This window comes from Azospirillum picis, from assembly GCF_017876115.1.
In the GTDB taxonomy this organism is placed as follows: Bacteria; Pseudomonadota; Alphaproteobacteria; order Azospirillales; family Azospirillaceae; genus Azospirillum; species Azospirillum picis.
Genome location: NZ_JAGINO010000003.1, coordinates 332,064 through 355,516, shown reverse-complemented (window position 1 = coordinate 355,516; position 23,453 = coordinate 332,064). Strand labels below are relative to the sequence as shown.

At 66.4% G+C, this 23,453-nt stretch carries 21 protein-coding genes; 7 read left to right on the top strand and 14 right to left on the bottom strand.

Going from position 1 to position 23,453, the window contains the following annotated elements; all coding sequences use genetic code 11:
• The first annotated feature begins 18 nt into the window (after window positions 1-18).
• The gene (locus J2850_RS06595) at window positions 19-537 is read left to right on the top strand and encodes a hypothetical protein (protein ID WP_209980016.1); all 519 of its coding nucleotides are present in this window, start codon (window positions 19-21) and stop codon (window positions 535-537) included.
• A gap of 134 nt (window positions 538-671) precedes the next feature.
• Here J2850_RS06595 and J2850_RS06590 read toward each other — a convergent pair whose 3' ends face one another.
• The 3 genes from J2850_RS06590 to J2850_RS06580 all read right to left on the bottom strand — a co-directional run bounded on the left by J2850_RS06590 (window position 672) and on the right by J2850_RS06580 (window position 2,234).
• A complete protein-coding gene (locus J2850_RS06590) occupies window positions 672-1,148 on the bottom strand; it encodes an SRPBCC family protein (RefSeq protein ID WP_209980014.1) in 477 nt (158 codons plus the stop codon).
• Between the two features lie 138 nt (window positions 1,149-1,286).
• Entirely contained in the window at window positions 1,287-1,679 is a 393-nt protein-coding gene (locus tag J2850_RS06585; protein ID WP_209980012.1) for a hypothetical protein, read from the bottom strand.
• A gap of 207 nt (window positions 1,680-1,886) precedes the next feature.
• Window positions 1,887-2,234 carry a hypothetical protein gene (locus J2850_RS06580; RefSeq protein ID WP_209980010.1) on the bottom strand — a complete coding sequence of 116 codons (348 nt, stop codon included), beginning with the start codon at window positions 2,232-2,234 and terminating at the stop codon, window positions 1,887-1,889.
• A gap of 212 nt (window positions 2,235-2,446) precedes the next feature.
• Here J2850_RS06580 and J2850_RS06575 point away from each other — a divergent pair, with 212 nt between their 5' ends.
• Entirely contained in the window at window positions 2,447-5,293 is a 2,847-nt protein-coding gene (locus J2850_RS06575; RefSeq protein WP_209980009.1) for a [protein-PII] uridylyltransferase, read from the top strand.
• A gap of 42 nt (window positions 5,294-5,335) precedes the next feature.
• Here the strand turns inward: J2850_RS06575 and ccoG are convergent, their stop codons facing one another.
• Window positions 5,336-6,895 carry a cytochrome c oxidase accessory protein CcoG gene (gene ccoG / locus J2850_RS06570; protein ID WP_209980007.1) on the bottom strand — a complete coding sequence of 520 codons (1,560 nt, stop codon included), beginning with the start codon at window positions 6,893-6,895 and terminating at the stop codon, window positions 5,336-5,338.
• A 111-nt stretch (window positions 6,896-7,006) separates the two neighbouring features.
• Entirely contained in the window at window positions 7,007-7,570 is a 564-nt protein-coding gene (locus J2850_RS06565) for an HD domain-containing protein (protein WP_209980005.1), read from the bottom strand.
• Window positions 7,571-7,628: 58 nt separating this feature from the next.
• On the opposite strand from J2850_RS06565, the gene J2850_RS06560 reads away from it, so the two are divergent.
• A complete protein-coding gene (locus J2850_RS06560; protein ID WP_209980003.1) occupies window positions 7,629-8,822 on the top strand; it encodes a vWA domain-containing protein in 1,194 nt (397 codons plus the stop codon).
• Window positions 8,823-8,936: 114 nt separating this feature from the next.
• Here the strand turns inward: J2850_RS06560 and J2850_RS06555 are convergent, their stop codons facing one another.
• The 4 genes from J2850_RS06555 to J2850_RS06540 form a co-directional block, all read right to left on the bottom strand.
• The gene (locus J2850_RS06555; protein ID WP_209980002.1) at window positions 8,937-10,034 is read right to left on the bottom strand and encodes a GGDEF domain-containing protein; all 1,098 of its coding nucleotides are present in this window, start codon (window positions 10,032-10,034) and stop codon (window positions 8,937-8,939) included.
• Window positions 10,035-10,547 (bottom strand): putative pterin-binding protein, encoded by a 513-nt coding sequence (locus tag J2850_RS06550; RefSeq protein ID WP_209980000.1) that lies wholly within the window; start codon window positions 10,545-10,547, stop codon window positions 10,035-10,037. It lies immediately after the preceding gene.
• Between the two features lie 674 nt (window positions 10,548-11,221).
• Complete coding sequence (locus J2850_RS06545; RefSeq protein WP_246512848.1) at window positions 11,222-12,034, bottom strand: DUF2189 domain-containing protein; 813 nt, start codon at window positions 12,032-12,034, stop codon at window positions 11,222-11,224.
• A gap of 290 nt (window positions 12,035-12,324) precedes the next feature.
• On the bottom strand, window positions 12,325-14,625 hold the full coding sequence (locus J2850_RS06540; RefSeq protein ID WP_246512847.1) for a SulP family inorganic anion transporter: 2,301 nt from the start codon (window positions 14,623-14,625) through the stop codon (window positions 12,325-12,327).
• Window positions 14,626-14,858: 233 nt separating this feature from the next.
• Between J2850_RS06540 and J2850_RS06535 the strand changes: the two genes are divergently transcribed.
• The 4 genes from J2850_RS06535 (at window position 14,859) to J2850_RS06520 (ending at window position 18,289) form a co-directional block, all read left to right on the top strand.
• Window positions 14,859-16,304 carry an NADP-dependent isocitrate dehydrogenase gene (locus J2850_RS06535; protein ID WP_209979998.1) on the top strand — a complete coding sequence of 482 codons (1,446 nt, stop codon included), beginning with the start codon at window positions 14,859-14,861 and terminating at the stop codon, window positions 16,302-16,304.
• A 75-nt stretch (window positions 16,305-16,379) separates the two neighbouring features.
• Window positions 16,380-16,898 (top strand): RNA polymerase sigma factor, encoded by a 519-nt coding sequence (locus tag J2850_RS06530; protein WP_211113801.1) that lies wholly within the window; start codon window positions 16,380-16,382, stop codon window positions 16,896-16,898.
• Window positions 16,895-17,746, top strand: coding sequence for an anti-sigma factor family protein (locus tag J2850_RS06525; RefSeq protein WP_246512846.1), 852 nt, complete (start codon window positions 16,895-16,897; stop codon window positions 17,744-17,746). Before J2850_RS06530 ends, J2850_RS06525 begins: the two co-directional genes overlap by 4 nt.
• Before the next feature lie 174 nt (window positions 17,747-17,920).
• Window positions 17,921-18,289, top strand: a complete 369-nt coding sequence (locus J2850_RS06520; RefSeq protein WP_209979996.1) for a GcrA family cell cycle regulator — start codon at window positions 17,921-17,923, stop codon at window positions 18,287-18,289.
• 131 nt (window positions 18,290-18,420) lie between these two features.
• On the opposite strand, the gene J2850_RS06515 is transcribed toward J2850_RS06520, so the two are convergent.
• The 5 genes from J2850_RS06515 to J2850_RS06495 form a co-directional block, all read right to left on the bottom strand.
• Window positions 18,421-18,906 carry an NfeD family protein gene (locus J2850_RS06515; protein ID WP_209979994.1) on the bottom strand — a complete coding sequence of 162 codons (486 nt, stop codon included), beginning with the start codon at window positions 18,904-18,906 and terminating at the stop codon, window positions 18,421-18,423.
• Between the two features lie 2 nt (window positions 18,907-18,908).
• Window positions 18,909-19,880 (bottom strand): SPFH domain-containing protein, encoded by a 972-nt coding sequence (locus tag J2850_RS06510; RefSeq protein ID WP_246512845.1) that lies wholly within the window; start codon window positions 19,878-19,880, stop codon window positions 18,909-18,911.
• Window positions 19,881-19,976: 96 nt separating this feature from the next.
• Window positions 19,977-20,357 carry an oxidoreductase gene (locus J2850_RS06505; RefSeq protein ID WP_209979992.1) on the bottom strand — a complete coding sequence of 127 codons (381 nt, stop codon included), beginning with the start codon at window positions 20,355-20,357 and terminating at the stop codon, window positions 19,977-19,979.
• Between the two features lie 128 nt (window positions 20,358-20,485).
• Window positions 20,486-21,709, bottom strand: a complete 1,224-nt coding sequence (locus tag J2850_RS06500) for an NADP-dependent isocitrate dehydrogenase (protein WP_209979990.1) — start codon at window positions 21,707-21,709, stop codon at window positions 20,486-20,488.
• Between the two features lie 348 nt (window positions 21,710-22,057).
• A complete protein-coding gene (locus J2850_RS06495; RefSeq protein WP_209979988.1) occupies window positions 22,058-23,329 on the bottom strand; it encodes an SAM-dependent methyltransferase in 1,272 nt (423 codons plus the stop codon).
• Window positions 23,330-23,453 lie beyond the last annotated feature (124 nt).

Here is a 23,453-nt window from a genome sequence, read left to right as displayed (position 1 = left end):
ACGAGGGAGACGGCCATCATGACCCAGATCCACGGAGACGCCGCACCGGCCGAGGTGCGGGAGGTCGTAGCCCTCTTCTCCACCCGCGCCGGCTTCGATCACGCGGTCGATGCGCTGCTGGCCGCCGGCTTCGACCGCGCCGACCTTTCGGTGCTGGCCAGCCATGCCTCGCTGGACGCCGTCGGCAAGAACGGCAAGCCGCGGGACGAGGCGCTGACCGGCTTGGTGGGCGAGCTGAAATATGCCTTCCCCCTGACCACCGCCGGCCTGATCGCCATCGTCGGGGGGCCGATCGAGGCGGCGCTGGCCGCCCTGGTCGCCGCCGGCGTCGGCGGCGCCGCGATCAAGGACTATCTGGACGAGCTGACCAGCCATCCCAAGCCCGACGAGTTCACCCGCGCGCTGGAAGCCGGGGGCGTCATCCTGTGGGTGCGTGTCGACACGGCCGAGCGGGAAGGGCAGGCATCGGCCATACTGGCACGCGAGGGCGGCGGCAACGTCCATGTGACGACGCGCGAGGCGGTGCCGCCCGCCTGATGCGCAGGCCGTTCGCCGGGCGGGCGCGGCGTCCAGAGTGTGATCGTTTCAAGCGGTATCGCTTGAAACGTGAATCACACGGATAACCAAAATCCTAGAGTCTGCCTGGTGCTTCAACAAGCACCGGGAAAACTCTAGGCCTGGCGCTCGACCAGTGCGGCGAGTTGGGAGATGACCGCCCCCCATCCCTGGTAGAAGCCCAGGTCCTCGTGCATCCGGCGGTCGGCGGCGTTGCGGTGCATGAGGTGGGCGCCGTATTCGGTGCCGTCCGGATGGTCCCGGAAGGAAATGATCGCGGTCACGAACCCCTGCTCGGCCGGCCGCCATCCGCCGGTCAGCAGGTTGGTGAAGACGATCCGCTCCCCGTCCACGACTTCCAGGAAGCAGCCGGCGAGATGGTGCTCGAATGGTCCGCCGCCCTCGCTCTTATGGGTCAGGAAGGAACCGCCGGGCCGCAAGTCCAGATCGATGACCTTGCAGATGGTCGGGGCCGGGATCCACCATTGTTCGAAGCTGGCTGGATCGCTCCAGGCGCGCCACACCAGCGCACGCGGCGCTTTGATGATCCGGGAGATGGTCAGGTCGAGGTCTGGATTCGGATGCCCGCTCATTCCTGCTGTCCCTTCGGTCGTGGTGCCCCGAACCGCCCGTCCACGCCGGCCTGCCAAGCAAGCGGGCGGAACCGATGATCGGGTGATCGGCCAGCAAACCACTTCGCCCCACGACCTGGCAAGCCGCCGGAATCCCGGTCAGGCGGTCAGGTTCATCACCGCGCCACGCTTGGCATCCTGGCCGGTCAGCTTCCGCTTCAGTTCCTCGGCGATTTCCTTCTCGATCGCCTCGCGCCGTTCGGGCGGCATCGAGTTCAGGTCGTCCTCGGTCATCTTGTGACGGGCGAGCCAATCGTCGCGGATGCGCTCGGCCGGCGTCTTCTTCGCTTCGGCCAGGAAGCTGTCGACGGCGCTGGGCGCCTTGCGATCGGCCTTTCCGGTCGCATTCATGCTCACGTCGAGTTGCGGCTTCACCCCATCCGTTCCGGCGGGGCCGGCGGCGCCGTCGGGTGCGGCGCCGTTCCGCGTTGCGCGGAGTTGGAACAATCTGGAGAGGCCATAGCCATTGGCCTGATAGCCGTTGATCTGCATCGTTGGGTCCGTCCGACCGGTTGCGCGGTGGCGCGGCCTGCCGCAGGCAGTCGCGGTGACCCGTGATGCAAAGCTCATGCTATCGGAAAGCCTGGAAATCCAAGGCCTTGCCGATTCCCGGCAACCGGTGGCGGCGGCGATTGCCGCGCCCGCATTGCCGGCCGGCAATTGTTGCCGGGCCGTTCCCGCCGTGCCTTTCCCGGTCGCTCAGGCCGCCGCCCGTGCCCGCGTCCGGCGTTCGACCGGCCGCAATCCGTGCGCCCGGTACTGTGCCTGGACGATCGATGCCCAGCCCATGCGGATCAGGGTCAGCTTGACATGGTCGGCGACCTCGCGTCCGCCGACGAGGTCGGTGACCTGCCACATCAGCGTGCCGTCGACCGATCTGGGGAACATCGCGGCCACGCGCAGCAGGCGCGCCATCAGCGCCGCAGCGGACTGGTGGCGCAGCCCGCGCTCGGCCAGCGTCAGCGCGTCGTTCAGCGCCGCCAGCTCCCGCCGCGCCCTGGCGGTCGGCTCGTTCGCGGCAGTTTCCCTGGTGTTTCGGGTGGTCATGATCCGTCTCCCCTCTTCGGATGCGCGCGCCACTGTGGCATCGGGGCGGGGGGTGGGCTGTGACGGCCGTCACTCCCGCAGCCAATGCGGGGCCGTATCGCGGCGGCAGGGCTGGTCTTCCAGAGCGGGCGTGCTACCTGAAGGCATTAAAGCTATAGTGCGAATGGTGCGGCCAGCCCGGACCGCCCGAATGCCGAGGTCTTTCCCCACCGATGCTGTCCGCCCGCACCAAGGCGCCGGCCCCGCCCGAGGCGCCGCCGCCCGCAATTCCGAACAAGCGTGCCATCATCTCCCGCCGCAAGCTGTCGGGGGAGCTCGAGGAGCTGGTGGCGGAGCACGGCACCGGCGACAAACTGCGCCCCGCGCTGCTCGCCTGCCTGCGCCGGTCGCTGGCCGACGGCCGGGTGGAGGTGCGCCGGCGCTTCGACGCCGGCGGGTCGGGCGAACAATGCGTCCGCGAGAACTGCTACCTCGCCGACCGTCTGGTCGGAACGCTGGCCGACTTTACCGTGCGGCACATCTTCCCGACCGCCAACCCGACGGCGGGCGAGGTGTTCGACGTGGCGGCCACCGGCGGCTACGGCCGTGGCGAGCTGGCGCCCTTCTCGGACATCGACCTGCTGTTCCTGCTGCCCTACAAGCGGACGCCGCGGGTGGAGCAGGTGGTCGAATACATGCTCTACATCCTGTGGGATCTGGGGCTGAAGGTCGGCCACGCCGTGCGCAGCGTCGACGAGTGCATCCGCCAGTCCAAGGCCGACGTCACCATTCGCACCGCCATTCTGGAGTCACGCTATCTCTGGGGTCCCGGCAAGCTGTTCGCCGAGCTGCGAAAGCGCTACGACAAGGAGGTCGTTGCCGGCACCGGCCCGGAGTTCGTCGAGGCCAAGCTGGCTGAGCGCGACAACCGGCACCTGAAGATGGGCGACAGCCGCTATGTGCTGGAACCCAACCTGAAGGACGGCAAGGGCGGGCTGCGCGACCTGCAGACGCTGTTCTGGATCGCCAAGTACCTGTACCGCGTCGAGAACGTCGACGAGCTGGTCGGCAAGAAGGTGTTGACCCCGGAGGAGGCGCAGCGTTTCGCCAAGGCGCAGAACTTCCTGTGGACCGCGCGTTGCCACCTGCATTACCTGGCGGGCCGGCTGGAAGACCGGCTGACCTTCGACGTCCAGACCTCCATCGGCGCCGCCATGGGCTACACCGACCATGCCGGCACCAAGGGCGTCGAACGCTTCATGAAGCATTATTTCCTGGTCGCCAAGGACGTCGGCGACCTGACGCGCATCTTCTGCGCGGCGCTGGAGGCGGAATCGAAGCGGCCGCCCCGGTTCAACCTGCTGCGGTTGGCCTCGGTCGCCCGGCGCAAGGACGTCGACGGCTTCATCGTCGACGGCGAACGGCTGAACGCCCGCAGCGACAAGCAGTTCAAGGAACAGCCGATCGACATGATCCGGCTGTTCCACACCGCGCAGATCAACGACATCGACATCCACCCGGCGGCGCTGCGCGCCATCACCCGGTCGCTGTCGGCCATCGGGCCGAAGCTGCGCAACGACCCCGAGGCCAACCGGCTGTTCCTGGACATCCTGACCGGCCCCAAGGATCCGGAGATCACGCTGCGCCGGATGAACGAGGCGGGCGTCCTGGCGCGCTTCATTCCCGACTTCGGCCGGGTCGTGGCGCAGATGCAGTACGACATGTACCATGTCTACACGGTCGACGAGCACACGTTGTTCGCGCTCGGCATCCTGCACAAGATCGCGGCGCGCGAGCATGCCGACGAGCTGCCGTTGTCGACCGAGGTGATCCACAAGGTCGTCTCGAAACGCGCGCTCTACGTCGCGGTGCTGCTACACGACATCGCCAAGGGGCGCGGCGGCGACCATTCAGTCCTGGGCGCCCGCGTCGCCGAGAAGCTGTGCCCGCGTCTGGGGTTGAGCGCAGAGGAGACGGAGACGGTGGCGTGGCTGGTGCGCTGGCACCTGGCGATGTCGCACACCGCCTTCAAGCGCGACCTGGAGGACGACAAGACCGTCCGCGACTTCGTGGCGCTGGTCCAGTCGCCGGAGCGGCTGCGGCTGCTGCTTGTGCTGACGGTCGCCGACATTCGCGCCGTCGGGCCGCAACGGTGGAACAACTGGAAGGCGACGCTGCTGCGCGAGCTGTACAACCGCTCCGAGGAGCTGATGTCCGGCGGCATGATGGTGGAGGGGCGCAACCGCCGCATCCAGTCGGCCCAGGCCGCCCTGCGCGCCGAGCTGGCGGACTTCGACGACGCCGCCTTCGAGCATCACCGCGCTCTCGGCTATCCCGCCTATTGGCTCGCCTTCGACGCCGAGACCCTGGCCCATCAGGCCCGCATCGTCCGCGACGCCGAGCGGGAGCAGCGCCCGCTGACCGTCAGCACCCGCGTCGACCGCAGCCGTGCGGTGACGGAGGTAACGATCTACGCCACCGACCACAGCGGCCTGTTCTCGCGGCTGGCCGGGGCGCTGGCGGCCAGCGGGGCCGACATCGTCGACGCCCGCATCTTCACCATGACCAACGGCATGGCGCTCGACGTCTTCTCGGTCCAGGATGCGGCGGGCGGCGGCGCCTTCGAGAGCGGCGACAAGCTGGCCAAGCTGTCGGTGATGATCGAGAAGGTGCTGTCCGGCCACCTGAAGCCGCTGAAGGAGCTGGCGACCCGCCGCACCAGCCAGGCCAGCCGCACCCGCGTCTTCCATGTGCCGCCGCGCGTGCTGATTGACAACAACGCCTCCACGACCCACACGGTGATCGAGGTGAACGGGCGCGACCGGCCGGGCCTGCTGTACGACCTGACCCGCGCCCTGTCGAACCTGACGCTGCAGATCAGCTCGGCCAAAGTGTCGACCTTCGGCGAGAAGGCGATCGACGTCTTCTATGTGAAGGACGTCTTCGGCCTGAAGGTCACGCATGACGGCAAGCTGGCCAAGATCAGGGAACGCCTGCTGCACGCGCTGGACGATCCGGCCAGCGAGGCGCCGCCGCCCGCGACCGTGAAGCGAACGCGGGTCAAGGCGGGCGGCGCGTGAGAGGAAGGCCCTCTGCCCAGGGGCAGAGGGCCTTGCCGGCCATCAGGGCGCCATGAAGACGCTGGCATGCCTGCCGGTTTCGCCGCTCGCTGCGTCCCGGGCGACCACCGCGATGTCGGTGGAGCCGGACGTCACCGATGCCGCCGGCACCTTCACGAAGACCCGGTAGGTCGCCACGGTGTCGGGATCGGCGGTCAGCAGCAGGCTGCCGCCGCGCCCGGCCTGCTCGTCGCCGGCGACCGAAAGCTGCGGGCCGGACAGGCCGTCGATGGTGACGGCGTAGCTGCGGGCGACGTGGGTCTTGTTCAGCACCTTGATGGTGTAGGCGTTCTGCACCGAGCCGTCCGACAGGGTGACGAACAGCGGCGCCCGGTCGCGAAGCACGCTGACGTCGAGCGAAGGGCGCAGGACCAGGGCGATGGCCATGGCGGCGACCACCACCAGCATGATCAGCGAGTAGATCACGGTGCGCGGGCGGACCAGCTTCACCCGTTCCGCCCGGCCGTCGATCTTGGCGATCTGGTTGGACTGGGTGTCGAAGCGGACCAGGTCGCCGGGACGGCCGATCTGCGCCATGACCTCGTTGCAGGCGTCGACGCACAGGCCGCAGCCGATGCAGGAGATCTGCTGGCCCTTGCGGATGTCGGTGCCGGTGGGGCAGACCTGGACGCATTGCTTGCAGTCGATGCAGTCGCCGAGGCCGGCGGCCTGTCGGTCCGTCCAGCTCTGCGACTTGCGCAGCGGTCCGCGGCCTTCGCCGCGCCAGTCCTCGTAGGTGACGAGGAAGGTGTCCTCGTCCACCATCGCCGACTGGAAGCTGCGCCACGGGCAGACATAGATGCAGATCTGCTCGCGCGCCCAGCCGGCGAAGAAATAGGTGGTGAAGCTGAACAGCGCGATGAAGGTGGCGACGCCGCCGGTCAGGTTGCCGTGCAGCAGGTCGTTCATCAGCGTCGGCGCGTCGTTAAAGTAGAACACCCAGGCGCCGCCGGTCAGCAGCGAGATGGCGAGCCACGCGGCATGCTTGGTGGCCTTGCGCGCCAGCTTCGACCCGGAGAGCGCGGCCTTGTCCAGGCGGATGCGCTGGGTGCGCGGCCCCTCGATCTTGCGCTCCACCCACATGAACAGGTCGGTCCACACCGTCTGCGGGCAGGCGAACCCGCACCAGACGCGCCCGAACAAGGTGGTCGCGAAGAAGATGCCGAAGGCGCCGAGGATCAGCAGGCCGGTCAGATAATAGACCTCCTGTGGCCAGATCTCGATCCAGAAGAAATAGGCGCGGCGCCCGACCATATCGATCAGCACCGCCTGGTCCGGAATGCCCGGCCCGCGGTCCCAGCGAATCCAGGGCGTGACGTAATAGATCGCCAGCAGGGCGATCAGGACCGCCCACTTGATCCGGCGGAAGCGGCCGCGAACGTCGGCGGCATAGACCTTCGGCCGGTCGATGTACCAGTGCCGGCCCGGCTCCTCATGCGCATGCCCATCCGGCGGCGAGGAACCGGGCGGCGAGGAACCCGGTGTCGAGGAACCCGGTGTCGAGGAACGCGGCGCCGCGGCCGGGCGATGGGTGAGGGTGGTGTCTTCTTGGGGAAGGGACATGGCGTGTTCCTTGGCCGGCAACGGCGCACTGGATACTGCTGCGTCCCTTCTCCATAAGACTTCCGTGATGGAGCCGCATTGCGCGATGTCAATCGGCCCCGGATTTCCGGATCAGGCAGTCTGCCCGCGCAGCTCGGCCAGGCCGTCGTGGTAGGCGCGGTCGAACAGCGCCTCCAGCCGCGCATCGGTGCCGCGCAGGCCGGCGACGACGGCGTGCGCCCATTCGAAATACTCGACCTTGCGGGTCAGCGGCCAATCGGCAGGAGGGCTGTGCGCCATCGAGCGCAGGTTGGACACCTTGTCCGCCAGCTTCACCAGCTTGGCCCGCGGCGAGGCGGTGGCGGCGGCGTCGATTTGGTGCTGCTTGCGTTCGGCCTTCGACATGCGCTTGTCGTCGGTGGTCTCGGCGACGACCTGGACAACTTCGACCCCGAACAGCCTCTCGATCTCCTCGTAGCTGGCGTCGGTGTCCTCCAGCGTGTCATGCAGCAGCGCGGCGATGACGACGACCGGGTCCTTGCCGTCGGTCGCCTCCGCCACCAGCAGCGCCACTTCCGACAGGTGGTTGACGTAGGGTTCGGCGCGCACGCCCTTGCGGCGCTGGTCGATGTGCTTGTGCGCGGCGAAATCCAGCGCGCGGGCGAAGTCGAGGAGGGGAGCGTTCGGCAGGCTCATGGTGTTCTCTCGGCTGGGGCGCTACTCTCCGCCCGAGAACCCGCGCGAAGGACCGCTCATGTTTACGAGTTTCTTCTTCGATCTGCGCAAGGCCGGCGTCCCCGTCTCGCTGACGGAGTACCTGACGCTCATGGAGGCCATGAAGCGGGGCACCGCGTCCTTCCGCGTCGAGGATTTCTATTACCTCAGTCGTGCATGCTTGGTTAAGGACGAGCGCAACCTCGACCGCTTCGACCGCGTGTTCGGCGCCACCTTCAAGGGCCTGACCGGCGAAGGGGAGGAGGGCGGCGAGGAGGTGCCGGTCACCGACCTGCCGGAGGAGTGGCTGCGCAAGCTGGCCGAACGCTTCCTGACCGAGGAGGAGAAGGCGCAGATCCGGTCGCTCGGCGGCTGGGACAAGCTGATGGAGACGCTGGCGCAGCGGCTGGCCGAGCAGAAGGGCCGCCACCAGGGCGGATCGAAATGGATCGGCACCGCCGGCACCTCGCCCTTCGGCGCCTACGGCTACAATCCGGAGGGCGTGCGCATCGGGCAGAAGGAGAGCCGCCACCGCCGCGCCGCCAAGGTGTGGGACCGCCGCGAGTTCCGGAACCTGGACGACCGGGTGGAGATCGGCACCCGCAACATCAAGGTGGCGCTGCGCCGTCTGCGCAGGTTCGCCCGCAGCGGGGCGGCCAGCGAACTCGACCTGCCCGGCACCATCCGCGCCACCGCCAGCAACGCCGGCTGGCTCGACCTGAAGATGGTGCCGGAGCGGCACAACTCGGTGAAGGTGCTGCTGTTCCTCGATGTCGGAGGCTCGATGGACGACCACATCCGGCTGGTGGAGGAGCTGTTCTCAGCGGCGCGCAGCGAATTCAAGCACCTGGAGCACTTCTACTTCCACAACTGCGTCTACGAGGGGGTCTGGCGCGACAACGCACGCCGCCATGCCGAGCGCATCGCGACCTGGGACGTCCTGCACACCTATCCCGCCGACTACAAGCTGGTCTTTGTCGGCGACGCTGCCATGAGCCCTTACGAGATCGTCTATCCCGGCGGCAGCGTCGAGCATTGGAACGAGGAGGCTGGGCAGGTGTGGATGCAGCGCCTGCTGTCGGTCTATGGCAAGGCGGTGTGGCTCAACCCGGCGCAGCAGCAATACTGGGACTATACCGAGAGCACCCGCCTGATCCAGCGCCTGATGGACGGACGGATGTTCCCGCTGACGCTGGAGGGGCTGGACGGGGCTATGCGCGAGTTGGTGCGGTAAGGGGACTGAATATCCGGTTGCAACGATCTGTCGTGATATATTTCAAACAGAAATTTCAGGATGATGAATTATTAGGAAAAAATGGAAAATGAAGCTATGTAAATTTCACCACCATCAGACCGTAATTTGCTCCAATAAACTTGAAAGGCCGGTGTAGGTTTGCGCCGAAACAACACGATTTCTTCCAGCATCTTTAGCGACGTATAGCGCCTTGTCGGCGTTTTTATACAATTCTTCGAAGCTTCTGTCTTCCGATCCCCTGGTTGAAAGGCCGATGCTTACAGTGACGGGTATAGCCGTCCCCGAGTAAGATATCGGTGCACTCTCGATCGAAGACCTTACCTTTTCGCATAAATTATTGGCGCCAAGGTTATTGGTGTCCGGCATGATGATGAGGAACTCCTCTCCACCCAGCCTTGCAACAACATCGCTTTTGCGGCAAGACCGCGCAATGATACGTGCAACTTCCTGCAGGACCATGTCACCGGCCGGATGCCCTGATCCATCATTGATCTTCTTGAAATGATCTATATCCACCACAGCGACGGAAACTTCCGTTTGGCTTCGCTCCGCCAATTTGAACAACGTTTCTGCTTGAATGTAGGCGGAGCGGCGATTTGGCAATGCCGTCAATGCATCCATGGTCGCCAGCGTTTTCAATTCCTTATTTTTTCTAATCAGAAGAAAGACGAGAACAAGAACGCCTCCACCCGCCAAAACGGCGATTGCAGCAAGAGTGCCCGAAATGACCGTGTAGAGTCGCAATTCGCGAGTTTGCTTTGCAACCTCATTGTTAGAATAATAATTTATAGAACCAACAAGAAGCCTGACGGAGTCATTTAGATCTTCTCCAATTTGCTGCCGCTGCTCGGGAGACAAGACATCGTGAAGCTGTGAAACATACTCTTCAACGCTTTGGAAATCTTTCTGAAGTTCATCGGGTAAGGACTGGAAGACGCCGCGAACGGACTTGATCGATTCCGTATTTCTGATGATGGATGATACGCTTCCCGGCGACTGCGCAGGGATGCGGTCGCCGGCTATTCGATAGAGTGCAACATCGGATGCAAGGCTTTCGACGTAATGCACCAAAGATAAAAGTTGCGTTGGCCGCATACTATTTGCTTCATTGATGCTGCGGTAAGAAAAAAGCAATATCGAAAACGATGACAGGGCATAAAATATAACAGCTATGAATGCCTTATTTTTCATTTATCGGATGACCTCGATCTTATTGAGAGACCATATCCAATCTGACTCTGCCACTGTCCCGGACATGACCTCTTCGGCCACTTTAGGCCATATGAGGAACAAGGGCCCTTTATTTTCCGGATCGATAGGCATGCCATTAATGCGCGTGGCTACAATCGGATCGCCGGCCTCGATATCCGCTCGTTTCAATCTTATGCTGTATTCATTGGTAGCTCGAAAAATGAAGCGTTCGCTTGAGAGAGCTCCATATGCTGAAAGCAAGTCGACCAACTTGATGCCAACCCATGTGCTGGCTGGTGTCCATAAAGTTTTCATGTGAGTTTCATACATTGGAAAATTTTCCAACTGCTTCATTGTCAATATTGTTTTTCCCGCCGAATCCTTGATCATCAGAACCGCCTCGTCCGACGGCGGTATTTGTATGGGCGTAGATAACTTTTTAACTTCGGCGGCTTGTGAGACGTTTGTCATGAGTGCGCCGATGAAAAATGCCGTGATGACAAAACGCACCATCGCTGACTCTCCACGCTCGCCATGAAATTTCGTTACTATTCGAAATAACACGACGGCGAATATATGACCATGTGATAAGTGCAGTCTTTCAGGTCCGCTTTACGGTTGCTTCAAGTGTACGCTCGTCGGAGTGGAAGCTATGGATATAGCGAGCGGCAACCCGTTGTCGGAGACGTCAATCCGCTTTGCGTAATCGAGAACTAGGCGCCTCCAGGAGCTCACCCACCCGAACGCCTCTCACCCACCCGGCACGCGGGCATGGCCTTGCCCCCCGATACGGAAGCGGCTCGCCGAACCAGCTCGACGGGGACATCAAGGAACACGGCCTCGTTCATCGACCTCTTGCGATCATGGACGCTGTCGGCGAGGCGGTCGCATCCAAGAACGACGCTCGGGCCTGATGCCCGGGAGTGTCGGCGTTCCGTCGGAATGAGTGGTCGGCCGTGGTCAGGTCGACCATCGGCAATCGGCCAATGCTATCCATCGCAATGTGCGTTTTGCGCCCGCCGGTCTTCTGGCGGACGTCGAAACTGCGATGCTTGGAGGCAGATGCTCTCAACGGCTGACTGTCCACGACCCTGAATCGCTGCGGTCGACACGCAAATCCTGGACCCTGTCGCGCATTGATCGCTGGTTCCCTCCGGACAGGCGTCCAGAGAATCAGATTGCGGCGGTCAACGCACCGCCTGCCGGTACAGGTGCCACGTCGCGTGGCCCAGCACCGGCATGACGACCGCCAGCCCGACGAAGGCCGGCAGGCAGCCCAGTGCCAGCGCCACCACCACGATCGCGCCCCACAGCATCATCGGGCCGGGGTTCGCCATCACCACGCGGATCGAAGTCTGCATCGCGGTGATCCAGTCGGTACCGCGGTGGAGCATCATCGGGAACGACACCACGCTCAGCGCCAGGGCGGTGACGGCGGACAGCAGGCCGACGGCGTTGCCCAGCACGATCATCTGCCAGCCCTCGGGCGTGGTGAACAGCAGGTTCGTGAATCCGGAAACCGAGTCCGGCTCCAGCCGGCCCAGTGTATGGTCGTAGACGAGCTGCGCCGCCCCCAGCCACAGCACATAGAGCGTCAGCATCAGCAGCCCGAGCGCCGCGATGGACCAGATCGCCTTGGACCGGAGGACGTCCAGCGTGTTGATCCAGGAAGCCGGCTGGCCCTGCTCGCGGCGTCGGCTCAGTTCATAGATGCCCACGGCGGCCAAGGGGCCGACGAAGGCAAGGCCGGCGACCAGCGGGTAGAACAGCGGCATGAGATCGCCGCCGAAGGACACGCGCGCGGCGACGAGACCGACCAGCGGGTAGATGATGCCGAGGAACAGCAACTGCGTCGGCGCTGCCAGGAAATCGCGCCAGCCGAGCGCCAGGGCATCCAGAAGCATCCCGGCATCGATGGGGCGGATGCGGATGTCCCTGGGGACGACCAGCATGTCGGCCAGCGGGGCTTGATGATCGGGCATGTACCAGCGGTGCGCCATGGCCGGACTCCTTACTTCCCATCCGGAGACGGGAGCGGGACTGTGTAGTGTCGCAGGGCGGCTCGATCCGGCGGACAGGGGGGACGGATCGGGTCACACGCATGGTGAAGGCTACACCCGGAGGGCACGGGGTGATTGCTGGGCATACGTATTAATGGCGTCGATGCCTCACCCCTTCCCCGACCCTCCCCCGCGTCGCGGGAGAGGGGGCTGTTGCCTTGCTGGTGTCGTGTTTGCTCTCCGGCAAGGGGGCGGCAAGGCGGGCAGGATCGCGGAGGGGACTGCCGTGCCTAGATTGCGGCCTGCTCGATCATGCGGTTGGCCTGGGTCATCTTCTCTGCCAGGTTGGTCGCCAGGATGCGATGAAGCAGCAGCGCCAGTTCCGGATCCTCGCGTTCCAGGCGGGCGAGTGTCGCGGCGGTCAGGCGGTGGATGGTGGCGGGGGTTTCGATCACCACGTCGGCGCCGCGGGCTTGGCCCAGCAGCAGGGCGATCTCGCCGACCACGGCGCCGGCGGTCATGGTGCGCAGACGCAAGGGGCGGCCGCCGGGCAGGGTGACCTGCACCTTCACCCGGCCGCGCCCGATGATGAAGACGTCGCTGGCCGCCTCGCCGGCGCGGATCAACAGGTCTTCGGGCTGCAGATGCAAGGTGTCGAGGGCGGCGACGGCATCGGCAAGGCGCGGGTGGGGACCGGTCATCGCCTGCAGGTGATGCAGCAGGGGGGCATCGGCGGCCGTACCATTGCCGGAACCGGCGTGGCCGGCCAGCAGCGCGTCCTCGCAGGCCTCCAGCGCATGGTCGAGGTCGGCTGCCCGGCGCAGCGCCGGATCGCGGTCGGGATCGAGGCCGCCGCGGCGGAAGGCGGTTTCGACCGCCGGGGGAAGGGCGCTGAGAACCAGCACCGCGCCGGCACCCTCCAGCAGGTTGCGGACGCGGCGGAAGACGCTGGCGGCGGCCGAGTCCATGCCCTTGATGTGACGGAAGTCGATGACGAGGAAGCGCAGAGGCCGCCAGCCCGGCCGCTCCAACCGCTCGCGGACCGGGGCGACGATCTGCTCCGCGGTGCCGAAGAACAGGTAGCCCTGGAGTTGGAGCGCCTCGATCGCCATGCCGGCGTTCGTCAGGTGCAGTCCGGCCGCAGGGCTGCGATCGACGCGGCTGCGCAGGTCGGCGCCGCTGTGGCGACTGCGGATCACCGGCAGCCGGGAGTAGCTGTAGACGAACATCGCCAGCGACACCGCCAGCCCGAGCGCCAGGCCCTCGATGAAGCCGACCCCGGCGATGGCCAGCACCACCGCCGCGACGATCAGCCACTCGGCCGGCGGCAGGCGGCGGCGGGCCCCGAACAGCCATTCCTGAAGCAGCTCGACGCCGAGAAACAGGATCAGCCCGGCGGTCAGGAACACCGGCGTCACCGACACCAGCCAGCCGGCGACGAACAGGCCGGCCAGGATGGTGGCGGCGGTGGCAAGCCCGGCGCCGCGGCCGGTGGCGCCGAGCCGGCCGGCCAGCAGGGTCATCCCCAGCCCGACATAGCCGGACGGCCCGCCGATCCCACCCGCCAGCAGGTTGGCGATGCCGGTGCAGCGCAGTTCGGCATCGGCGTCGATATCGCTGCCCCGGCCCTGTCCCCCGCCAGCGCGCTCCCCGTCAGGGCGCTCCCCTTCCGCGTGCTCGCCCTGGGCGAGTTCGATGCCGCTGACGTTCAGGAGCAGGCCGAGCATGCCCAGCACCGCCACCGACAGCATGGCCGGCAGCGCCGCCAGCACGCGGTGCCAGTCGGCCAGCGCCAGGATCTCCGTCGGCAACGGCACGCGCAGGGCCGCTCCTTCCGAGACGGACGGCAGCCATCCCCAGACGCGTGCCTGCGCCGTCGTCAGCCCGAAGGCCGGGAGAAGGGCGTGGAAGGCCAGCGCGGCGGCGAGCAACAGGCCCGGCATGGCGAAGGGGCTGTCGCTGCGCCGCATCGCCAGCAGCAGCAGGGCGGCCAGCGCGACCGCCGCCAGCATGGTGACGGCGATGGCCGGATCGGCGAGCCGCGGAAGCCCGTCGGCAAGGCCGTGCCGGCCGGTGATCATGACCAGCGCGCCCTCCACCAGCAGCCAGCCCGACCCGGCGAGGAAGCCCGCGACGACCGGATAGGGAAAGAAACGCACCAGCTTGCCCAGCCGCAAGTGGCCGACGAGCCAGAACAACGCGCCGGTGACCAGCGTGCTGCCGCCGAGAATCGCCAGCGCGGTCGCCACCTTGACCGCGTCGGGCGCGTCCCCGAGGTCGGTGGCCATGGCGGCCACGGTGGCGGCCAGGATGGCGACGCCGGTTTCCTGCACCAGGGCGACCGAGTTCGGCTGGGTGCTGCGCAGTGCCACCAGCAGGGCGAGGATGGCGGCACTGAGCAGCACCACGCCGACCCCGGCGCCGAGGCCCGATGCCAGCGGCCCGGCGAACAGCAGCGCCGCGATCGCCAGCCCGTTGCCGAGATTGTCGATGCCGGCGACCAGCCCGATCATCAGCGAAGCCGTCAGCCGCTTGCGCCGATGGTCGGGGGAGGGCGTGCGCGTGGTCTTCTCGAAGGCGGCGTCGCTCATGGGAGGGCGTGGGTCCGTCGTCTCTGGCGGGGGGCGGGTGGACAGTGAGCGGGTTTTGGCGGCGAAGGGCAAGAAACATCCGGTCACCACATGCGGCGGGCCGGTCCACCCGTCCGGCGCCTGCCCGCGCAAGGCGCCGGCCGCCGCTTTCCGGCGCTTTTTGCCGCCGCCGCCAACCATTGAAAAAGCCCCCGGTTTCCGTCTACGGTCGCGCGTCCCCTTGGAGTGAGTGCATGCGTGACATCACCCCCATCACGGTCGCGAGAGGCGACGGCATCGGCCCGGAAATCACCGACGCGGTGCTGCATGTGATGAACGCGGCAGGCGCGCGGCTCAAGGTGGAGGAGGTTCCGGCCGGCGAGGCGGTCTACAAGCGCGGCCATCCCGGCGGACTGGACGCCGCCGGCTGGGGATCGATCCGCCGCACCCGGGTCTTCCTGAAAGGCCCGATCACCATGCCGCAGGGCTACGGCAACAAGTCGCTGAACGTGGTCGCCCGCACCACGCTCGGGCTGTTCGCCAACGTGCGGCCCTGCGTGTCCTATCATCCCTATGTGCGCACGCGGCACCCGCGCATGGACGTGGTGATCATCCGCGAGAACGAGGAGGATCTCTACGCCGGGATCGAGCACCGGCAGACCGACGACGTGATCCAGTCGGTGAAGCTGATCTCCCGCCCGGGGTCGGAGCGCATCGTCCGCTACGCCTTCGATTTCGCCCGGTCCAACCATCGCCAGAAGGTGACGGCCTTCGTCAAGGACAACGTCATGAAGATGACGGACGGGCTGTTCCTGAAGATCTTCTACGAGATCGCCGCGGATTACCCGGAGATCAAGGCCGACCACATGATCGTCGACATCGGCGCCGCCCGGCTGGCCGACCAGCCGGAACGCTTCGACGTCATCGTCACCCTGAACCTGTACGGCGACATCGTGTCGGACATCGCCGCACAGCTCACGGGTTCGGTCGGGCTCGCCGGCTCCGCCAACATCGGCGAGACCTGCGCCATGTTCGAGGCGATCCACGGCTCCGCCCCGATGATCGCCGGGCAGGGCATCGCCAACCCGTCGGGGCTGCTGATGGCCGCGGTGATGATGCTGGTCCATATCGGCCAGGGCGACATCGCGGCGCGCATCCACAATGCCTGGCTGAAGACGATCGAGGACGGCGTCCACACCGCCGACATCTACGCCCGCGGCCTGGGGCGCGTGCGCGCCGGCACCCACGCCTTCGCCGATGCGGTGGTGGAGCGGCTGGGACAGACGCCGGTGACGATGGCGCCGGTCGGCTATTCCACCGCGCGGCCGGCCTACGACGGCTTGAACCGGCTGGCGCCGCGCGTCCGCGCCGTGAAGGAACTGGTGGGGGTCGACGTCTTCCTGCAATGGTCGGGCGGCGAACCGGACGATCTGGCGGAACTGATCCTGCCGCTGTCGACCGAGACGATGAAGCTTGCCACGATCTCCAACCGGTCGCAGCGGGTCTGGCCCGACGGCAACCTCGGCGTCTTCTGCACCGACCATTGGCGTTGCCGTTTCCTGTCGCAGAGCGGGCCGGTGCAGCACGGCGCCATCGTCGAGCTGCTGGGGCGGCTGGCCGATGCCGGCATCGACTTCACCCAGACCGAGAACCTGTGCAACTTCGACGGCAAGGCAGGCTTCTCGTCGCCGGGGCTGTGAGCGCGCGTGGCAGCCGGGAATAAAGGACCGGATGGAAGCGTCATCCCCGGTGACGACGCCAAAGCCGGACCCGACATGAGCCCCCCCGACATCGACGACCACGCCATCGCCGCGCATGTGCCGCGGCTGCGGCGCTACGCCACCGCCCTGGTGGGCAACCGGCCGGACGCCGACGATCTGGTGCAGGACTGTGTCGAGAAGGCGCTGGCCAACCGCCATGCCCTACGCGATCCGTCGAAGCTCGGCGGCTGGCTGATGACGATCCTGCACAACCTGTACATTTCCGGCCAGCGTGGCCGCCGCCGCCGCGGCACCGAGGTGCCGGTGGAGGAGCTGGCCGACGACATGGCGCTGAGCGCGCCGGCGGCCGACCGCGGCGCCGTGCGCGACTTCGTCCGTGCCTTCGCCCAACTGACCGACGAACACCGCACCATCCTGCTGCTGACGGGAATGGAAGGCCTGTCCTACCGCGAGGTGGCGGAGGTGCTGGAACTGCCGATCGGGACGGTGATGTCGCGGCTGGCCCGGGCGCGCGAAAAGCTGAGGACCCTGCTGGACGGCGGAGCGCAGCAGGTGGTGAGGAGGATCAAATGATGAGCGGCAACCGCAATCCGGTGACCGAGGCAGACCTGCACGCTTGGCTGGACGGCGAGTTGCCGGAAGAGCGCCTGGCCGAGGTCGAGCGCCATCTTGCCGACCATCCCGAAGACGCCCTGCGCCTGGAGCGTTACCGCGCGCAGCGCAGCCTGATGATGCAGAGCTTCGGGCCGCTGCTCGACCAGCCGCTGCCCGACCGGTTGACGCCGCCCTTCGCCGCCCGAGAGCCCGACGACAAACCCCCGCGGCGATGGGGTATGATCCGGGAGGCGACATGGGGCGCGGCATGGGGCAGGGGCTGGAGCCGTGCGGCCGTGGGCGGGCTGGCGGTCGCCGCCTCCCTGCTGGTGTTCGTCGCCGGCGGCGCCAGCGGCTGGCTGCTGCGCGACCGTGTCGGCTGGCATGCCGATCCGCTGACCGCCGCCTTCATCGCCGACGCCGTCGCCGCCCACCGCGTCTTCTCGGTCGAGGTCCGCCATCCGGTCGAGATCGGGGTCGACCAGGAGGCCCATCTGGTCAACTGGCTGTCGAAGCGGCTGGGCAAGAGCATGCGTTGCCCAACGGTCACACGTGGTGGCTATCAATTGATCGGCGGGCGGCTTTTGGCCGATTCCGCTGGCCCTGTGGCTCTTTACATGTACGAGGATGCGGCAGGGCGCCGCATCACGTTGTATATCCGGCCCTCTCCCAACACCTCCGGTTCCGCCTTCCGCTTCGCCCAGGACGACGGGCTCCGCGCTTTGTATTGGCAGGACAATGGGTTGGCGATTGCGGTCACTGGCGAGGCCGATCGCGACACCCTGTCCGGAGTGGCCGAGGAGGTGTATGGGAAAATGAATTCCTGATTCTACCCACGGAGTTATCAACAGGAATGTTGCCGCGCCCCTCTACCGTGAGCGGCCGTCATCTGGTAGCTTCGTCTCCGGCTGGCACAAAATGTTGCGGCTTATGGAAATCGGCGCTAGACCGTGACCCATCGGCCACAGCAGAACCGGACACCGGATCGGGAGTACTCGGGGATGAGTTGGACGGACGAGCGGATTCAACAGCTCAAGGATCTCTGGTCCCAGGGTTTGAGCGCGAGCGAGATCGCCGAGACGCTGGGAGACATCACCCGCAACGCCGTCATCGGCAAGGCCCATCGCCTGGGTCTGTCCGGCCGGCCGTCACCCATCAAGAAGAAGCCCACCCGCGGCGCCACCATCCTCGCCCTGACGGAGCGGATGTGCAAATGGCCGGTGGGCGATCCCAAGCACCAGGATTTCCACTTCTGCGGCAAGACGGCGCTGTCGGGCATGCCCTACTGCGCGGAGCATGCGGCGCTCGCCTACCAGCCGACCTCCGGCAGCAAGAAGCGCGACGAGGATCGCAACGTCGGCGCCGCCTGAACGGGCGGACGGCCATTCAAAAAGGCCCGCTCTCCGAGGGAGAGGCGGGCCTTTTTGTTGGGCGGGGCTCCGGGGTCTGTCCGGTGCTTCAATAAGCACCAGACAGACTCTATGGCGCGCGCCGCCGCGGCCTACTCCCGCTCCTGCGCGACGGGGTGGGGAGGGCACGGCGGGTTTCCACCCGCTGGCGCCTCGCGCAGCACCAGCACCATGCCGCTGTGCCCGGCCACGACCATCGGCGTGCCGGCCGGCCGGTCCGGCCCTTCCACCGGCCACAGCGTGTCGCCGACGAACAGTTTTCCGTGGCCGTTGACGATCGCCTCGGTCAGCACGACCTGACGGCCGATGAGTTGCCCCGCACGGTCGTTGATGCGCCCGGCATCCGCCGCGGCCACCCCCTTGCGCCGCCGGGCAAGGATGATGGCCGCCGACACCGCGGCGCCCGCCGCGATGGTGAAGAAGGCGGCTTCGTTGACCAACCCCCAGTCGCCCGACAGCGCGACGACCAGCCCGGTCAGCAGCGCCGCGCCGCCGAACCAGATCAGGAAGATGCCGGGGACCACCAGTTCGGCGGCGACCAGAAGCGCACCGGTCGCTCCCCACAGCATCGGCGACATCGTCAGATCCCGTCCGATTTCGGTGCGGATGGCGCCGACCAGGGGCCGGATGCCGCCGGCCGGACCGGGGAGCCACCGCGCGGCGGTACGGGATCGCGCGGCGGTGCGGCCTCCCGCATCAGCTCGCTCAGCCCGGCGAGCGCGCCGGCGACTCCGGCCAGCTCGACCGGAAGCACCATGGTCTTCTGGTTCGGCGACACGGCGAACGCCTTCAGCGCCTCCATGTATTTCTGGCCGAGGAAATAGCCGAGCGCCTGGGTGGACCCCTGCGCCACCGCTTCCGAGACCAGGCGGGTGGCCTTGGCCTCCGCCTCTGCCAAGCGCTCGCGCGCCTCGGCCTCCAGCTTGGCAGCCTCCAGCTTGCCTTGGGCGATGCGGATCTGGCTCTCCTTCTCGGCGTCGGCCTCCAGGATCTGGGCGCGGCGGTCGCGCTCGGCCTTGAGCTGCCTGCCCATCGCCTGGACGATGTCGGCGGGCGGCGTGATGTCGCGCAGTTCGATGCGCGTCACCCGCACGCCCCACGAGGCCGTCGCCTCGTCGACCGCACGAAGCAGGCTGGCATTGATCGCCTCGCGCTGGCTCAGCAACTCGTCCAGGTCCATGGATCCCATCACCGTGCGGGTGGTGGTCATCGCCAGCGTCTGGATCGCCCGTTGCAGGTCGCTGACCTCGTAGGTCGCCTTGACCGGATCGAGAACCTGGAAATAGAGAACGCCGTCGGCGACCACGGCGGCATTGTCCTTGGTGATGACGCTCTGCTCCGGAACGTCGACCACCGTCTCGCGCATGTCGACCTTCGCGCGGACCGAACTGATGACCGGGAAGATCACGTTGAAGCCCGGCGACAGCGTTTCCTGGTAGCGGCCCAGCCGTTCGACGATGTGATTGAAGCCCTGCGGAACGATCCGGACGCTGGTTATCGCCAGGACGACGACCAGGATGAAAGCCGCGATGACGAATAACCCGAGATCCATCGGTGGACCGCTCCGTTCGAGGATGGGCACCGCCGGGGTGCCCCCATCCGCATCATGCGGCTTTTCGCTCCGGGGGCAATGGCGCCGGCAGCCGCCTCAATAGTCGGTGGTGTCGTGCTTCAGTTGGACCAGATCGCCGTGCAGCAGCGACAGCATGAGCTGCACGACCACCTCGTGCACGATGACCGTATGGTGGTTGCCGGTGTCCTGCATCGCCTTGCGCAGGGACTCGCGGACGGCGGGAACGCCGGTGACGTCGATCAGCACGTCGAGCGCCTCGCCCATCCCGGCCAGATCCATCAGGTTGGTGGTCGTCCGGACACCGCGTTCACGGGCGAGGCGCATGCCCGCCACATCGGGGTCGAGATCGGCGACGCCTGCCACCTCGACGAAGGGCGCGTCCAGCAGCTTGCGCAGCAGCGGCGTGCCGGTCTCGCCGGCGCCGACGACGGCGACGCGGAACAGTTCGGTGGGCATCGGCTTGGGTCCTTCCTGAAGCAATAAAAAAAGCGGGGAGCCGAAACTCCCCGCCCGAACCCTAGCCGACCCGCGGTCCGGTTTGACCCGGACGCGGCGTCGCACCCTCGATGTCGAGGCCGGTGGTCTTACGACCAGGCGGCCATCTTCTTCTCGAGGTTGTCGGACAGCTTGTCCAGGAACTGCTTGGTGGTCAGCCACGGCTGCTGCGGGCCGATCAGGATGGCGAGATCCTTGGTCATGTAGCCGGATTCGACGGTCTCGACGCAGACGCGCTCAAGCGTCTGGGCGAACTTGACGACGTCCGGCGTGTTGTCGAACTTGCCGCGATAGGCCAGGCCCTGCGTCCAGGCGTAGATCGACGCGATCGGGTTGGTCGAGGTTTCCTTGCCCTTCTGGTGCTCGCGGTAGTGGCGGGTCACCGTGCCGTGGGCGGCCTCGGCCTCGACGGTCTTGCCGTCCGGCGTCACCAGCACCGAGGTCATCAGGCCGAGCGAGCCGAAGCCCTGCGCCACCACGTCCGACTCCACGTCGCCGTCGTAGTTCTTGCAGGCCCAGACGAAGCCGCCTTCCCACTTCAGGGCCGATGCGACCATGTCGTCGATCAGGCGGTGCTCGTAGACCAGGCCCTTGGCCTTGAACTGGTCGGCGTAGGTTTCGTCGAAGATCTTCTGGAAGATGTCCTTGAAGCGGCCGTCATAGGCCTTCAGGATCGTGTTCTTCGTCGACAGATAGACCGAGTAGCCGCGCTCCAGGCCGTACATGAAGCTGGAATGGGCGAAGCCCTCGATCGACTCGTCGAGGTTGTACATGCCCATCGCCACGCCGGCGCCGGGGAAGTCGTAGACCTCATGCTCGATCTTCTCGCCGCCCTCGGCCGCTTCCCACTTGATGGTCAGCTTGCCCGGACCCGGAACGACGAAGTCGGTGGCCTTGTACTGGTCGCCGAAGGCGTGACGGCCGATGATGATCGGCTTGGTCCAGCCCGGCACGTAGCGCGGGACGTTCGAGCAGACGATCGGCTCGCGGAAGACGGTGCCGCCCAGGATGTTGCGGATCGTGCCATTCGGCGACTTCCACATCTTCTTGAGGTTGAACTCCTTCACCCGCGCCTCGTCCGGGGTGATGGTCGCGCACTTCACGCCGACGCCATACTGCTTGATGGCGTTCGCGGACTCGACGGTGACCTTGTCGTCGGTCTTGTCCCGGTTCTCGATGCCGAGGTCGTAGTACTTCAGGTCGATGTCGAGGTAGGGCAGGATCAGCTTGTCTTTGATGAACTGCCAGATGATGCGCGTCATCTCGTCGCCGTCGAGTTCGACGATCGGATTGGCTACCTTGATCTTGGTCATTGGTGCGAGATCTCCCCGAACGGGTAAGGGCGGTGTCATTCCTTGGGAGCCGGGCGCGTCGTCCAGCGGGCGCTTGTTGCCGGGGAGCATGCCGCATGGGTGGCTCCCCGGTACCCCGGGCGGAAATCAATCGCGGTTATATAGCATCGCCACGTTGCCGAAAGGAAGGCACGGCGGCGGTCTCCGGCGCCGATGTCGCAGGAATCTGCTTGCAAAGCAGCGGTTTGGCCGGCGATGATGATCAATTGGTATTACCGGTTACCCGGCCGGGGCCGTGGCGACGGCCGAATGCCGCGCGCGACGGGCGGAGCCGTCCGCCGCGGCAGCGGCCGCCATCCCCAGGGCGGTTCACTCCGCGGCCGACTCCGCAGCGCACATCGACCGGGGGGGCGCCGGCACGCTGCCGGCCTTGGCGGCAAGCTCGCGCTCGGCGTCCAGCATGTAGTCTCGGGTCAGCGGAACGGCGTTGAGGGAGCGGGCGACCTGCACCTGGAACACCATGTGGCCCTGAAGCCGGAAAGCCAGTTCGGAGCCGGCGAGGTAGAAATCCCACATCCGGCAGAATCGCTCGTCGTACAGCGCCCGCACCTCGTCGCGCCGGGCGTCGAAGCGCTGGCGCCAATGGCGCAGCGTTTCGGCGTAGTGCAGCCGCAGCACCTCGACGTCGGTGGTCAGCAGGCCCGATTTCTCGATGACCGGCAGGACTTCCGACAGGGCGGGCGAATAGCCGCCGGGGAAGATGTACTTGCGCATCCAGGCATTGGTGCTGCCCGGCCCGTCCAGCCGCCCGATCGAATGGATCAGCGCCACGCCGTCCTCGTGCAGCATGTCGCGGACGGCGTTGAAATAATCGCGGTAATGCGGCACGCCGACATGCTCGAACATGCCCACCGACACGATGCGGTCGAAGGCGCCGCGGTTGGCTGCGGCGAACTCGCGGTAGTCGCGCAACTCGAAGGTCACCAGATCCTCAAGCCCGGCGTCCCGCGCCCGGCCCTGGGCAACCGCCAACTGCTCCGATGACAGGGTGATGCCGGTGACCCTGGCGCCGGTGTGCCTGGCCAGATACAGCGCCATGCCGCCCCAGCCGCAACCGATGTCCAGGACCCGGACGCCCGGCTCCAGCAGGAGCTTGGCGGCGATGTGCCGCTTCTTGGCTTCCTGCGCGTCGTCCAGCGAAATGCCGGGCGTCGGGAAATAGGCGCAGGAATACTGCATGTCGCGGTCGAGGAAGAGCTGGTACAGCTCCTTGGACAGGTTGTAGTGGTGCTCGACGTTGTGCCGCGACCGGCGCATGGGATTGTACTGCTGAAGGCGGCGCAGCAGCGGCGCCACAGACTCCGCCATGCGGCCGAGCGCGCCCTGGACCTCGGCGCCGCTCATCACCATCGCGAGCAGGTCATAGATGGTTCCCCCCTCGATGGTCATCCGGCCGTCCATGAAGGCTTCGCCGAACTTCAGGCGGGGGTTCACGATCAACTCGCGTTCGATCGCGCGATCGTGCAGCCGGATGGTCAGCTTCGGCGGACCCGATCCGATCCTGTGACGCTTTCCATCGGCGGTGACGAGGTCGAGCGTTTCGTCGCCCATGGCGGCGGCCAGCAGACGAACCAATAGCATACCGAACTCCTTGCGCGGTGCCGGTTCAAGGATGACGCGCAGGGAGGGGTGCGACAATCTGGCAATCGGTCAGGACTGCTACCCAATTCGGACATCGCTGACCTCTTGCCTGTCGACCGGAGGA

Excerpts from the sequence above, each read along its gene's own strand:
- J2850_RS06535 (WP_209979998.1), top strand. The coding sequence starts at position 14,859 with ATGCGTGACATCACCCCCATCACGGTCGCGAGAGGCGACGGCATCGGC.
- J2850_RS06495 (WP_209979988.1), bottom strand. The coding sequence starts at position 23,329 with ATGCTATTGGTTCGTCTGCTGGCCGCCGCCATGGGCGACGAAACGCTC.
- J2850_RS06540 (WP_246512847.1), bottom strand. The coding sequence starts at position 14,625 with ATGAGCGACGCCGCCTTCGAGAAGACCACGCGCACGCCCTCCCCCGAC.
- ccoG (WP_209980007.1), bottom strand. The coding sequence starts at position 6,895 with ATGTCCCTTCCCCAAGAAGACACCACCCTCACCCATCGCCCGGCCGCG.
- J2850_RS06580 (WP_209980010.1), bottom strand. The coding sequence starts at position 2,234 with ATGACCACCCGAAACACCAGGGAAACTGCCGCGAACGAGCCGACCGCC.
- J2850_RS06595 (WP_209980016.1), top strand. The coding sequence starts at position 19 with ATGACCCAGATCCACGGAGACGCCGCACCGGCCGAGGTGCGGGAGGTC.
- J2850_RS06550 (WP_209980000.1), bottom strand. The coding sequence starts at position 10,547 with ATGGTGCGTTTTGTCATCACGGCATTTTTCATCGGCGCACTCATGACA.
- J2850_RS06555 (WP_209980002.1), bottom strand. The coding sequence starts at position 10,034 with ATGAAAAATAAGGCATTCATAGCTGTTATATTTTATGCCCTGTCATCG.
- J2850_RS06575 (WP_209980009.1), top strand. The coding sequence starts at position 2,447 with ATGCTGTCCGCCCGCACCAAGGCGCCGGCCCCGCCCGAGGCGCCGCCG.
- J2850_RS06565 (WP_209980005.1), bottom strand. The coding sequence starts at position 7,570 with ATGAGCCTGCCGAACGCTCCCCTCCTCGACTTCGCCCGCGCGCTGGAT.
- J2850_RS06520 (WP_209979996.1), top strand. The coding sequence starts at position 17,921 with ATGAGTTGGACGGACGAGCGGATTCAACAGCTCAAGGATCTCTGGTCC.
- J2850_RS06590 (WP_209980014.1), bottom strand. The coding sequence starts at position 1,148 with ATGAGCGGGCATCCGAATCCAGACCTCGACCTGACCATCTCCCGGATC.
- J2850_RS06530 (WP_211113801.1), top strand. The coding sequence starts at position 16,380 with ATGAGCCCCCCCGACATCGACGACCACGCCATCGCCGCGCATGTGCCG.
- J2850_RS06500 (WP_209979990.1), bottom strand. The coding sequence starts at position 21,709 with ATGACCAAGATCAAGGTAGCCAATCCGATCGTCGAACTCGACGGCGAC.
- J2850_RS06510 (WP_246512845.1), bottom strand. The coding sequence starts at position 19,880 with ATGGATCTCGGGTTATTCGTCATCGCGGCTTTCATCCTGGTCGTCGTC.
- J2850_RS06515 (WP_209979994.1), bottom strand. The coding sequence starts at position 18,906 with ATGTCGCCGATGCTGTGGGGAGCGACCGGTGCGCTTCTGGTCGCCGCC.
- J2850_RS06505 (WP_209979992.1), bottom strand. The coding sequence starts at position 20,357 with ATGCCCACCGAACTGTTCCGCGTCGCCGTCGTCGGCGCCGGCGAGACC.
- J2850_RS06525 (WP_246512846.1), top strand. The coding sequence starts at position 16,895 with ATGATGAGCGGCAACCGCAATCCGGTGACCGAGGCAGACCTGCACGCT.
- J2850_RS06560 (WP_209980003.1), top strand. The coding sequence starts at position 7,629 with ATGTTTACGAGTTTCTTCTTCGATCTGCGCAAGGCCGGCGTCCCCGTC.
- J2850_RS06585 (WP_209980012.1), bottom strand. The coding sequence starts at position 1,679 with ATGCAGATCAACGGCTATCAGGCCAATGGCTATGGCCTCTCCAGATTG.
- J2850_RS06545 (WP_246512848.1), bottom strand. The coding sequence starts at position 12,034 with ATGGCGCACCGCTGGTACATGCCCGATCATCAAGCCCCGCTGGCCGAC.